Source organism: Streptococcus sp. LYSM12 (assembly GCF_004569635.1).
In the GTDB taxonomy this organism is placed as follows: Bacteria; Bacillota; Bacilli; order Lactobacillales; family Streptococcaceae; genus Streptococcus.
In genome coordinates this window covers 1-12,481 of sequence record NZ_SPOZ01000023.1, presented here as the reverse complement: position 1 = coordinate 12,481, position 12,481 = coordinate 1, and the positions used below count along the sequence as shown (strand labels likewise).

General features: G+C 40.7%; 11 protein-coding genes and 2 pseudogenes. 10 read left to right on the top strand and 3 right to left on the bottom strand.

What is annotated here, in order from left to right; translation table 11 throughout:
• Nucleotides 1-16: 16 nt before the first annotated feature.
• The 7 genes and pseudogenes from E4T79_RS11335 to E4T79_RS08180 form a co-directional block, all read left to right on the top strand.
• A pseudogene (locus E4T79_RS11335) lies at nucleotides 17-118 on the top strand (VanZ family protein); the annotation flags it as partial.
• 205 nt (nucleotides 119-323) lie between these two features.
• A pseudogene (locus tag E4T79_RS11510) lies at nucleotides 324-441 on the top strand (transposase); the annotation flags it as partial.
• A gap of 781 nt (nucleotides 442-1,222) precedes the next feature.
• Complete coding sequence (gene liaF / locus E4T79_RS08200) at nucleotides 1,223-1,918, top strand: cell wall-active antibiotics response protein LiaF (protein ID WP_135029347.1); 696 nt, start codon at nucleotides 1,223-1,225, stop codon at nucleotides 1,916-1,918.
• Entirely contained in the window at nucleotides 1,918-2,913 is a 996-nt protein-coding gene (locus E4T79_RS08195) for a sensor histidine kinase (RefSeq protein WP_135029398.1), read from the top strand. The genes liaF and E4T79_RS08195 overlap by 1 nt, the downstream gene beginning before the upstream one ends.
• On the top strand, nucleotides 2,906-3,550 hold the full coding sequence (locus E4T79_RS08190; RefSeq protein ID WP_135029345.1) for a response regulator transcription factor: 645 nt from the start codon (nucleotides 2,906-2,908) through the stop codon (nucleotides 3,548-3,550). The genes E4T79_RS08195 and E4T79_RS08190 overlap by 8 nt, the downstream gene beginning before the upstream one ends.
• Nucleotides 3,551-3,577: 27 nt before the next feature.
• Nucleotides 3,578-4,978 carry a Cof-type HAD-IIB family hydrolase gene (locus E4T79_RS08185; protein ID WP_135029343.1) on the top strand — a complete coding sequence of 467 codons (1,401 nt, stop codon included), beginning with the start codon at nucleotides 3,578-3,580 and terminating at the stop codon, nucleotides 4,976-4,978.
• 1 nt (nucleotide 4,979) lies between these two features.
• The gene (locus E4T79_RS08180; protein WP_135029341.1) at nucleotides 4,980-5,339 is read left to right on the top strand and encodes a S1 RNA-binding domain-containing protein; all 360 of its coding nucleotides are present in this window, start codon (nucleotides 4,980-4,982) and stop codon (nucleotides 5,337-5,339) included.
• Nucleotides 5,340-5,571: 232 nt separating this feature from the next.
• Here E4T79_RS08180 and cysK read toward each other — a convergent pair whose 3' ends face one another.
• The 3 genes from cysK to E4T79_RS08165 all read right to left on the bottom strand — a co-directional run bounded on the left by cysK (nucleotide 5,572) and on the right by E4T79_RS08165 (nucleotide 9,500).
• Nucleotides 5,572-6,492: a cysteine synthase A gene (gene cysK, locus E4T79_RS08175; protein WP_135029339.1), complete on the bottom strand. Its 921-nt coding sequence runs from the start codon at nucleotides 6,490-6,492 to the stop codon at nucleotides 5,572-5,574.
• Nucleotides 6,493-7,933: 1,441 nt separating this feature from the next.
• Nucleotides 7,934-8,695 carry a trypsin-like serine protease gene (locus E4T79_RS08170; protein ID WP_135029338.1) on the bottom strand — a complete coding sequence of 254 codons (762 nt, stop codon included), beginning with the start codon at nucleotides 8,693-8,695 and terminating at the stop codon, nucleotides 7,934-7,936.
• 172 nt (nucleotides 8,696-8,867) lie between these two features.
• A complete protein-coding gene (locus E4T79_RS08165; RefSeq protein ID WP_135029336.1) occupies nucleotides 8,868-9,500 on the bottom strand; it encodes a YigZ family protein in 633 nt (210 codons plus the stop codon).
• A 66-nt stretch (nucleotides 9,501-9,566) separates the two neighbouring features.
• On the opposite strand from E4T79_RS08165, the gene E4T79_RS08160 reads away from it, so the two are divergent.
• The 3 genes from E4T79_RS08160 (at nucleotide 9,567) to raiA (ending at nucleotide 12,136) form a co-directional block, all read left to right on the top strand.
• Nucleotides 9,567-10,886 carry a DEAD/DEAH box helicase gene (locus tag E4T79_RS08160; RefSeq protein WP_135029335.1) on the top strand — a complete coding sequence of 440 codons (1,320 nt, stop codon included), beginning with the start codon at nucleotides 9,567-9,569 and terminating at the stop codon, nucleotides 10,884-10,886.
• The gene (locus E4T79_RS08155; protein ID WP_135029334.1) at nucleotides 10,852-11,517 is read left to right on the top strand and encodes a ComF family protein; all 666 of its coding nucleotides are present in this window, start codon (nucleotides 10,852-10,854) and stop codon (nucleotides 11,515-11,517) included. The genes E4T79_RS08160 and E4T79_RS08155 overlap by 35 nt, the downstream gene beginning before the upstream one ends.
• A 76-nt stretch (nucleotides 11,518-11,593) precedes the next feature.
• Nucleotides 11,594-12,136 carry a ribosome-associated translation inhibitor RaiA gene (gene raiA / locus E4T79_RS08150; RefSeq protein ID WP_135029331.1) on the top strand — a complete coding sequence of 181 codons (543 nt, stop codon included), beginning with the start codon at nucleotides 11,594-11,596 and terminating at the stop codon, nucleotides 12,134-12,136.
• Nucleotides 12,137-12,481: the final 345 nt, after the last annotated feature.

The following is a 12,481-nucleotide window of genomic DNA, read 5'->3' as shown; positions in this document are numbered from 1 at the left end:
CCACGACGATAGAGTGGTTATCCGTTATAGCTTTTTAATTAGTTTATTCATTGAATGTAGTCAGCTTTTGCTGGATTTCCTCTTTGATGGAGGTCGTATTTTTGAAGTTGATGACCTCTGAACCAACACTCTAGGAGGTTTACTTACCTATTTCACCTATCTATCGCCTGTGGAAGAAATATTGAATAAAAAGAGGTTGGTAGAGCTGAAAAGAACCACTTATAATGGATAGTATAAAAAAGTTGGATACTATTCTTATAAGGAGGTTCTTTTCTCATGGCTACAAAAGGAAGCACGTTGACAACGTATCCCCCGAGTTCAAATTGCAGGTGGTCAAAGACGACCTCAGTGGGAATAGTGGGCAAGCCCTCTATCGTCAAAAAATATGGGGTAAAAGCAGATAATCAGGTAGTGACTTGGACACGGAAATACTGTGAAAACTCAAAGTTATAGTCAGTTCGTTTATCTTTTATTACTTCGTTCACTCGCTTTGCCGTACTCCGGTATAGCCTGCAGCTCCTTGCCTAGTACTAAAAGACCATACTGACAACAAATTTACGAGGGACTGAGTCTACTAATCGTCCCAAAAATTCGGCTAAACATCGTTACTCTGTGTCTTGTTTATGCGCCTATTTCGGCTTCCCAAGATCGTCTTACTACCTTTGGTTGAGTAAGGGACAAGCAAACGATAAGCAGTTTGGGTACGAAACTAGCCCAATATGGTGTGACTATTGCTCATCTTGGTAAGGGGAATTGTTACGACAATGCACCATGTGAGAACTTCTTTTCTCACGTGAAGAGTGACTCATTAAAACTATTTCCACCTAAAGATAGAAGCAGTTTCATCCGGCAAATGAGGCAATATAGTCATTTCGTTTATATTTTTATTATTTCGTTCACTCGTCTTGCTGTACCATTGAGAAAAGTTACACTTTTCTTATCTGTCACTTGAAATAGTTATCAACTATTTCAACTACCTGCGACTCCTTGCCTAGTACTAAAAATAAACGAAACGGCTATACATTGATTGGGATAACGACAATAGACCTCAAGAGAGATTAAGGGGTATATTCCTGTAGAATATAGGGAAACATGCCTTGGAAATGACTAACTTTTTTACGGTTCATTTTACGAGGAGCTTGACATTCTAGCTCCTTTTTTAATCCTAAAAAGAGGTAATTCTGAAGAATTTTGATACAATAGTAGGGAAAGGAATGGTGAGATGAGAAAAGTCCAGTTTTTTTTACTAGTGGAAAGCATTATCTTTACCCTCGCTTGCTTTGATGTGCTAGCAAGTGAGACAGCTCGTATCATTTTACTGGTTGCTCTGCTATTGCTAGGAGTCTGGTATGTGACGGGGAAAAAGATAACGAGTGTGTTTCTGTCCAGTGCTATTTTTTTGATTTTTCTGGTCTTTGTTTTAAATCCCTACTTTATCATCGGAGTCATTTTCCTGTTAATCTACATGATTATCAATTTTTTCTCCCGGTATGAGAAGCGCAACCAATACACGCATCTGCATTTTGAGGATACAGCGCTTGAAGCTCATAAGCAAAAGACCAAGTGGTTTGGCAATCAAGATTATTCGCAGGATTCTTATGGGTTTGAAGACATCAATATCGTCCGTCTGTTCGGTAATGATGTTGTTGATCTTGATGAAACGATTTTGGTTGGACGGGACAATATTGTCGTGGTTCGTAAGACCTTTGGGAACACAAAGATTATCATTCCGATTGATGTTGAAGTTTCCTTATCGGCTGCAAGCTTATATGGTAGGGTCTATTTCTTGGGGCTATCTTACTGGGATTTGCGCAATGAGAGTTTTTCAATTGAGAGTCCCCATTACAAGGAATCTCATAAACGAGTAAAAGTCGTTGTCAACTGTATCTTTGGTGATGTGGAGGTGGTTCGCGTATGATTAAGAAAGGCACCATTCTTCTTCTCGCTTGGTATGCTAGCTTGATTGTACTGGTGGTGTTATCAGCAGTCTTTCCCCTACTTCAGCAATCTCTCTTTGATGTGTCCTTGTGGACATCAACAGAACAATTTATTTTCACGGTGTTTCTTTTAATTGTCATCCTGACCTTTTTCTTAGTTGTCTTGGTTCAATCTGTCGCTCTTATCGCGACCCAAGGGATGCGCCAGAAAATTCGTTCTATTATCCAGAATAAGAATATCCGTACATCATCAGAAAATGATCAACTGTTACTGCAATTATCAGAAAAAGTGAGGGGCTTGACCCGTCAGGTTCAGTTGATTGATAATCAGGATTTAGTAAAAAAAGAAGAGATCGTTGAGAGTGAACGCAGGCGAATCGCCCGAGATTTACACGATACAGTCAGTCAAGAATTATTTGCGAGTAGTATGATTTTATCGGGTCTATCTAGCAGTCTGGAGACGCTTCAAACTGAAACCTTGCAGCAACAGTTAGAGATTGTCAAAGATACGATTGAAACAGCGCAACGTGATTTACGGATTTTACTCTTACATTTGCGTCCGAGTGAGTTAGACGGCAAAGATTTGGTCGAGGGTTTTGAAGTAATTTTACGTGAAGTCAGTGATAAAAGTGCTATTGAAGTACATTTTCACCATGAAGTGGAAACATTAGCAACAGCTATCGAGGAGCAGCTCTTTCGCATTGGGCAAGAAATTATTAGCAATACCTTGCGTCATTCAAAAGCTCGTCATCTGGATGTGTACCTGGTACAATCGGAGTATGAAGTGCAGCTAAAAATGACAGACGATGGTGTCGGTTTTGTCAAAAGTGATGAGCAAGAGGTCAGCTACGGTCTGCAAAATATTCAAGAACGCGTGGAAGATATGGCAGGAACGTTAAAAATTCGTACTGCTCCTGATAAGGGAGTGGCGATTGATATTCGCGTCCCATTATTGAAAGGAAGAGAGCATGAGTAAGATTCGAGTCTTATTAGTGGATGATCATGAGATGGTTCGCCTGGGATTAAAAAGTTTTTTAAATTTACAGGCTGATATTGAGGTGGTTGCAGAAGCAAGTGATGGTCGAGAGGGGGTAGAAAAAGCCCTAGAATTAAAGCCAGATATTATTGTCATGGACTTGGTTATGCCCCAATTATCAGGGGTTGATGCGACCTTAGAAATTCTCAAAGAATGGAAGAGAGCAGCTGTCTTAATTCTAACTTCTTACCTAGACAATGAAAAAATTTATCCAGTCTTGAAAGCCGGAGCTAAAGGGTACATGTTGAAAACCTCTAGCGCAGAGGAAATTGTTCGTGCCATTCGTAAGGTCTATCAAGGGGAATTGGCCATTGAAACAGAGGTTGAAAAGAAAATGGAACACAAAAAACGTCATCCAGATCTTCATGATGACTTGACAGCTCGTGAAAAGGAAATTTTGACCCTACTGGCTAAGGGGTACGATAACCAACGGATTGCTGATGAATCCTTTATTTCTTTGAAAACAGTAAAAACCCATGTATCCAATATCTTATCAAAATTAGCTGTGAGTGATCGGACGCAGGCAGTTGTCTATGCCTTTCAGCATGGGCTGGTAGCGCAAGACTCGGAATCATGATATAATGGGAGATATAAAAGGAGAGTTATGGACGCAACATTAAAATACAGAGCTAAAAAAATAAAAATTATCTTTTTTGATATTGATGATACCCTCCGTGTCAAGGATACAGGCTATGTTCCAGAGTCTTTGACCCATGTGTTTACATCCTTGAAAGAAAAGGGGATTTTAACAGGAATTGCTTCTGGACGTGCAATTTATGGAGTTGTTCCAGAGCTACAGGCCTTGAAGCCAGACTATTTTGCGATGATTAACGGTAGTTTTGTCGCAGATGCTAAGGGGACTATTATCCGTCAAAAAGCTATTCCTACAGAACTGGTGGAACGGTGTATTGAGTGGACCAAAGCAGAAGGAATCGATTATGGATTAATGGGAGCCTACAAGGCGACCTTGTCCCACCGGGATGAGCGAATCAGCAAGACCATTGATATTATTTATGAGAACTTGGAAACAGAGCCTGATTTTTATAAAGAAAACCCCATTTATCAGATTTTGACCTTTGAGCAAGAAGGTAGAGAAGTAGAGCTTCCTATAGAGTTGCAAGAGGACATGCGTAGTATCCGTTGGGAGGCCATTTCATCTGATATCATCTTGCAGGACGCATCTAAAGCAGCAGGGATTGCAGCCGTTGTCGATCATCTTGGCTTAAAGCCAGAAAATGTCATGATTTTTGGTGATGGCTTAAATGACCTTGAAGCCTTTGATTATGCAGGTATCAGTGTTGCCATGGGAGTTTCTCATCCTGACTTAGCAGCAAGAGCAGATTATATTACAAAAACGGTAGAAGAAGATGGTATATTACATGCCTTGGAGGAATTTGGTTTGGTAGAAAAAGAAAAGTATTATCCACAATTAGACTTAGAATATGCTGAGGGATCACGTGCTAGGATTAAGACCAACTATGGAGACTTGTACCTACAATTATTCCCTGAGATTGCCCCAAAAACAGTGGCAAACTTTGTGGCGCTTGCTAAGGATGGTTATTATGATGGCGTTATTTTTCACCGTATCATTAAAGATTTTATGATTCAAGGTGGAGATCCAACCGGAACAGGTATGGGTGGTGAATCTATTTACGGTGCTGCCTTTGAAGATGAATTTTCAACAGAAGTTTTTAATATTCGTGGTGCCCTCTCAATGGCCAATGCAGGCCCAAATACCAATGGCAGTCAATTCTTCATCGTTCAAAATACCCACATGCCTTACGCTAAAAAGGAATTAGAACGTGGTGGCTGGCCGGCACCGATTGCAGAAGTCTATGCAACACAAGGTGGCACACCGCATTTGGACCAGCGCCATACAGTTTTCGGACAATTACGTGATGAGGCATCTTATGCTGTTTTAGATGTCATTGCTGCTGTAGAAACAGGGGCTATGGACAAGCCAGTTGAAGATGTTATCATTGAAACAATTGAGATTGAGGATTAAGATGAGAATTGGAGAGAAACTGCGGGGGACGGTAACAGGTATTCAGCCCTACGGCGCCTTTGTCGAATTGGAGAATGGAACAACAGGCTTAATCCATATTTCAGAAATCAAGACAGGTTATGTTGACAATATACACGAGCAATTAAAGACTGGTCAGGAACTACTAGTTCAGGTGGTAGATTTTGATGAGTATAGCCAGAAAGTCAGCTTGTCTCTACGAACGTTAGAGGAAGAAAAGCAGAAAGTTCCGCGTCCTCATCGGTTTACAAGTGACCGTTACAAAATCGGCTTTGAACCCCTAGCCAAGAGTCTACCGCATTGGATTAAAGAAGCAAAAAGCTATCTAGAAAAACAATTATAACTAAAATCGGCTTGAAGTCAGTGGTTTAGCAAACCTGATTTTAAGTCTTTTCATTTTTATAGTCTTCTAGTACTAGGCAACGAACTGCAAGCTGTACTAGAGTACGGCAAAGCGAGTTAACGAAATAATAAAAGATAAACGAAATGACTATATAGAGCATTAGATAAGGATAAAAACCTGTATTCACAAGTGTTGAGCTGTGAATACAGGTTTTAAATTTGTATGATATCAATTAGTCCTCGAAAAGAGCGGTTGACAGGTAACGTTCTCCATTGTCGGCTAGGATTGCCAACACTTTTTTTCCTGCTCCCAATTCTTTGGCGACTTCAATGGCAGCGTAGATAGCAGCACCGGAAGAAATTCCAACTAGGAAGCCCTCTTGTGCGCCGATAGCACGACTAATTGCTAGGGCATCATCTGATTTGACACGGATAACATGGTCGTAGGACTTAGTATCTAGGGTATCAGGAATAAAACCCGCTGAAATCCCTTGGATTTTATGTGGTCCGGGTGCTTCACCTGATAAGACAGCTGATTCATCAGCTTCAACAGCGTAAATGCTGATTGCAGGATTAGCTTGTTTGAGGGCATGGGAGACACCTGTAATCGTACCACCCGTCCCAATTCCCGAAACAAAGGCATCGAGTCCCGTTGAGCCAAAGGCCTCTAGAATTTCTTGGCCAGTAGTATCCTCATGGACTTTTGGATTGGCAGGATTTGTAAATTGTAGGGGAAGCCACCCCTCTTGTTCTTCTGCAATTTCACGGGCTTTAGCAATGGCTCCCTTCATTCCCTCACTACCTGGAGTGAGGACAAGTTCTGCTCCGTGGGCTTGGATAATCTTGCGGCGCTCAATACTCATGGTTTCAGGCATGACGATGATGACCTTGTAGCCTTTTGCAGCTCCGACCCAAGCAAGTCCGATTCCCGTATTTCCACTGGTTGGCTCAACGATAGTATCACCAGGTTTAAGGATACCGTCTTTTTCGGCCTGCTCAATCATAGCTAAGGCAATCCGGTCTTTCACGGAAGAACCAGGATTGAAAGCTTCTAGTTTCACATACACATCTGCTGCCCCTTCTGGCACGAGATTGTTTAGTTTTACAATAGGAGTATTTCCAATTAACTCAGTAATATTTTGATAAATGGCCATAGGGCACCTCCACTTCTTATAGTTATCAGTATACTCTGGTTACTATCGTTTGTAAAATATAAAAAACTTATCATGGCGATATACTTCCCCTATAAGTGGATACTAAAAAATAATCATTGACTAGAAATGATAAGAGCGCTAGTTTATATGCAAGGTTTACTTATATCCGGCTTGTAAGCCAACCTGCTTTGATTGTTTAGCAGTAGCTAGCGGGCGTCCCTGCATTTTATTTGTGATGAGCCTAGCTATCCTCGCAGGGATTTCACAACGAAGCTACAAGCAACTTCTGTTCGGCCACTTGACGGTAGCTATCTGTCAATTCCCCACCCTTTCGTTTGGAACTCACCTAGCTATCCTCGTCGGGGTCTCACGACGAAGTTGCGATCAATTTCTGTTCGGCGCTTGACGGTAGCTATCTGTCAATTCCCTGCACTTTCGTTTGGAACTCGCCTAGCTATCCTCGTCGGGGTCTCACGACAAAGTTGCGATCAACTTCTGTTCGGCCACTTGACGGTAGCCAGCTGGCAATTCCCTGCACTTTCGTTTGGAACTCGCCTAGCTATCCTCGTCGGGGTCTCACGACGAAGTTACTCGCAACTTCTGTTCGGCGCTTGACGGTAGCTATCTGGCAATTCCCTGCCCTTTCGTTTGGAACTCACCTAGCTATCCTCGTCGGGGTCTCACGACGAAGTTACTCGCAACTTCTGTTCGGCGCTTGACGGTAGCTATCTGGCAATTCCCCGCCCTTTCGTTTGGAACTCGCCTAGCTATCCTCGTCGGGGTCTCACGACGAAGTTACTCGCAACTTCTGTTCGGCCGCCTATTTTTACCGTAGCTGTTGCAGGCTGTGCTTGCTTTACAGATACGGAAACCCTTAGGGTGCATTCACTTTTTCAACGTCCTTGTATCTTGGGGAATTGAATTCGGACTAAGAGCTCGGAAAAAAGATAGACTTCCTTGTGTTTACTGAACACAGCGTCAGTCACCTATTTTTCAGTCGCTTTTCATACGTCCTCGTATCTTGATGTAGGGGGGACAAGCCGTTGTAAATTTTATTTGTTCCAAAGGCATAGTATATCTTTGGAGCTGTGGGTACCTGATCTTAATAACTAGAAAGCGAAGTCATTGATTGCAAGCCAACCCATACTTACAGAAAATAGACAGGGAAAAGCAGTCGAAGATAGGACCTTGTTCTTTCATATCCAAGGGAATAGACTGAAACCCTCCATTGAAACTCGTGTCAACCGCCTTCATATCTTGTGCTAGTTTATTCTGAAGTTCTTATTTTAGGTATTCCTTCAAGGAATTGTCGTAGACACTCTCAAATCAATAATTTCTCAAATTGCCTAGCACAATCGGTAGAGGAACAGTTGCTTGTTTGAAGTTTGTGGCGATATGATGAAATGAAAAAGCACTTCTTAAAAAGCACTTTTTCGCTTGTTTACTCGACATAACTAGGAATACCATTCGGATCAAGTAACTTCTGCTTGATTTCCATGGTAAGAGGTGTTATAGTTCCCCTTTTACAGGTATCTTGTCCGATACATTCATCTGTGATGGCGGTTAAGATTCCGATGATTTCGCCATTAAGATAAACCGCAGAACCGGAGTTTTCTTTAGCAGACCCTAAGTCAGCTATTAGGGTTCCATCGCTTGCAACTGAAAGAATTTTCCCTTTAGATTTTGTAAAATCAGTTTTTGTGTAGCTTGAATATCCAGCTGTGTAGACGGTCTTTCCTACCAGTTTAGATAAGTCTTGATAGACTTTTAGTTTTATTCCTTGGGAATTTGTATTAATAGAAATGGGTTCCGTAATTTCTGTGATACTGATGTCATTTCTTAGGTCATCGAATCCTGCATAACCAGGCATGACTTTGAAAGGATTGTTATTCCCTTGGCTATAAACTTTGAACTGTTCACTTGCATCAGGAGCGATTGATATGGCTGTATTGCTACTGCTATAACGACCATACCGATCCGTGATACTGTGGGCAGAGGATAAAAATTTACCACCTCCTATATATGTGCCAGTTGATCGCATCGTTTGACCATCCGATTTTGTCACATACCAATCGTATATAAGATTATAAGGAAATGTTTTTTGTTCCCTAGGAGTCACAGGTTGTCTTGTACCTGCAAAAGCCAAACTTGGTGCAAATGCTAGTAGACCTAGACAGAGAGATAAGAAAAATTTTTTCTTCATTTTTTTCTCCTTTATATAGTTGATATCTCTATGATATTATTATTTTCATAAAAAGTAAAGCGCTTTACTTTTTATGAAAAAAGCTCTTGTCTAGAAAGTCATGAAAAGGTCACAATAGATATACCAAGACATAGATTTAAAGGCAAGGCTGTCTACGGTGGTGGTAGGAATATCAATGCACTGGAATTTCAATAACACGGAAATTAGCCTTTTCAATCTGGATTTTTCCATGGTAAAACTCGATTAGACTGTTGGTAATGTCCTGTAGCTCTTCCTCGTTGGTAAAAATCATGGTTTGAACATCCGCTAAAAATTCAGTATCATATTCTTCCAAATCATGAGTAGTCCGCCAATTAGCAAATTCCTGATATTGAGAATAGTTCATCGTAATCGCAATTCCTTGCTGTTTTTTAACTTTGACAATACCTATTTCAGATATGGCACTAGCGACAGAGCCAGCATATGCTCGAATTAAACCTCCAGCACCTAGTTTAATCCCACCAAAATAGCGGGTCACAACGGCAGCTACATTGGTCAGTTGGTTATTTTCTAGGACTGTGAGCATGGGAACGCCAGCAGTACCCGAAGGTTCTCCATCGTCTGATGAGCGCTTGATTTCCATATTTTTTCCTAGGATAAAAGCAGAGCAGTTATGGGTGGCGCGATAGTGCGTTTTTTTGACTGTGTTGATAAAGTTACGGGCTTCTTCTTCTGAAGTTACCCGTTTTAAATGGCAAATGAAACGTGATTTTTTAATTTCTTCTTCCGCTAGACCGTCAGCAGTAATGGTTCTATATTCTTTCATATCATGATTGTACTAAGTTTTTTTGAAGATGACAAGTTTTCAGGAAAAAATGACGAATAAATAAGTATGACGGATCTAGCAAATTACTACGGACGATTGTTTACTTATCACCAACTAACAGAAGAAGAACGCATGCAAGCCACGAAACTAGCAAGTCAGACAGCTGATAAGGCCTGTTTTCGTTGTTCAACGATATTCGATGCGAAACATTGCCTACCAGCTGGTGCCATATATTGTAGAGAGTGTATCTTGCTTGGGCGCGTGCGGACAGATGAGGATTTGTATTCATTTCCTCAGCAAGCATTTCCGCGACAAAAGTCGTTAAAATGGCAAGGACAGTTGACCGTTTGGCAGCAAGAAATTTCAGATATCTTACGGCAACATTTGAACGCTAGAACAGCTACCTTGGTTCATGCGGTAACAGGAGCTGGAAAGACCGAGATGATATATCAAGTGGTTGCAGATGTGATTGATGCAGGAGGAGCCGTGTGCTTAGCTAGTCCGCGGATTGATGTCTGTATCGAATTGTATAGGCGATTACAAGAGGATTTTGCTTGTCCAATCAGCCTCTTACATGGTGCAGGAGAAGCCTATTTTCGCACACCTTTGGTCATTGCGACTACGCATCAATTACTCAAATTCTATCGCGCTTTTGACTTGGTTCTGATTGACGAAGTCGATGCTTTTCCCTATACGGATAATCCAGTGCTCTACCGTGCAGTAGAAAATGCTGTCAAAGAAGACGGAGTGACCATGTTTTTGACAGCGACATCAACAGATAAATTGGAACAAAAGGTCCGTGCAGGGAGCTTACACCGGCTCCGTTTGCCACGACGTTTTCATGGAAATCCACTAGTTGTTCCCCAAAAAGTATGGCTGGCTCACTTTGAAAATTCTCTAAAAAAGAACAAGATTGTCCCCAAATTACTCAAAAAGATAGCTAATCAACAGCAAACAGGCTTTCCGTTACTGCTTTTCCTACCAGAAATTCAGATGGGACACCATTTTGCACAGTTGTTAGAGGGCAACTTTCCAGATGAAAGCATTGGCTTTGTATCTAGTCAAACAGAAAATCGCTTTGAAATCGTTGAACAATTTCGCAAGAAAGAAATCAGTATTCTTATTACAACAACGATTTTGGAACGTGGAATAACCTTTCCTTGTATAGATGTGTTTGTTGTAAATGCCAATCATCATCTCTATACTTCCTCGTCATTGATTCAGATTGCTGGGCGAGTTGGTCGAAGCATGGAACGTCCGACAGGTGAAGTGCTCTTCTTTCAAGATGGAACTAATCATGCGATTGAAAAAGCTATTCAAGAGATTCGATTGATGAACGAGGAGGCAGGCTATGGCAACATGTCTATTATGTCAGCAAACGCTTAGAAAACGAATCTTATTTTTAGATATTCTTCTATTAAGAAAGGAAAAAGAAGGAGTTTGTGCGGATTGTAAGGAGAAGTTTCTCCTCATTTCAGAGACACACTGCCCTGCTTGCTTTAAAGAAGGTGAGGCTAAGCTTTGTTCAGATTGTCTATATTGGTATAAAAAAGGAGCGACAGTTTCTCATGAAAGTCTCTATCATTATAACGAGCAAATGGCAAATTATATCAGCCGTTATAAATTTTTCGGAGATTACCTGTTACGAATGGTATTTGCAACTGAATTAAAGGAGTATTTTAAAGATAAGGAAGCTGATGTCCTTGTTCCCATTCCGATTAGTGAGAAGAGGATGGGAGAAAGGGGCTTTAATCAAGTAACAGGTTTGCTAACCGCTGCGGGGCTTTCATTCCAGGAAATTCTCCAAAAAGAAGACACAAAAAAACAATCAGAAAAGACACGCCAAGAACGTTTGACCTTACACCAACCTTTTTCTATTGTGGCAAAAGTAGATGTTCCAGATAAGATTATCCTAATTGATGATATTTACACGACAGGTGCTACCATACAGTTAGCCAAACAACTCTTGATGAAAAATGGAGCGAAAACAGTCACGAGTTTTTCACTCGCCCGTTAGTAAACGCTTGCAAAAAAATACTGGTGTGGTATAATAGTAGTGAACAAAAGCGAAAGCTTAGAAAGAGGTATTTACTATGATTAAATTTAGCATTCGTGGAGAGAACATTGAAGTAACAGAAGCTCTTCGTAGTTATGTTGAAGAAAAAGTGGCTAAGATTGAAAAATATTTTCATGCAGATCAAGACTTAAATGCCAAAGTAAATCTGAAAGTATACCGTGACAAACGCTCAAAAGTAGAAGTAACGATTCCGCTAGGTTCTATCACACTTCGAGCAGAAGACATTTCTCAGGATATGTATGGATCAATTGATTTGGTAGTTGATAAGATTGAACGCCAAATCCGTCGTAACAAAACAAAGATTGAAAAGAAAAACCGTCATAAAGTACCAACTAGTCAATTGTTTACCGAAGAATTGGTAGAGCAAGTTGAAGAAGAAACAAAAGTTGTTCGCACAAAGCAAGTTGATTTAAAACCAATGGATTTGGAAGAAGCAATTTTGCAACTTGAATTGCTAGGACATGATTTCTTCATCTATACGGATGCTAAGGATTCCACAACTAATGTTATTTACAAACGTGAAGACGGCGGGCTCGGCTTGCTAGAAGTCAAAGTTTAAAACAATATCTGCAGATTTCTGCAGATATTGTTTTAGTTTCCCCTAAAAATGTTGTAGAAAGTCCGACGCATACTAGTGGCTATTTCACATGTATACTATTTTTAATTTCAGGGGCTTCTGCCCATTAATTCTTGGTCTAGAGGGGCAGTAACTAGGGGGAGGAGAACCCCTTTACGTTTCAAGATTTAAGCAAAAACGAAAAAAAGTAGAAAAAAAGAAAAAAAGTTATTGACAAAGCGAAAATGAGGTGATATACTGATATAGTTGTCGCTTGAGAGAGCAGACAGGAAAGACCTTTGAAAATTAAAGAAGACGAACCAAACGTGCAGGGGTAGTTTGTAGTTG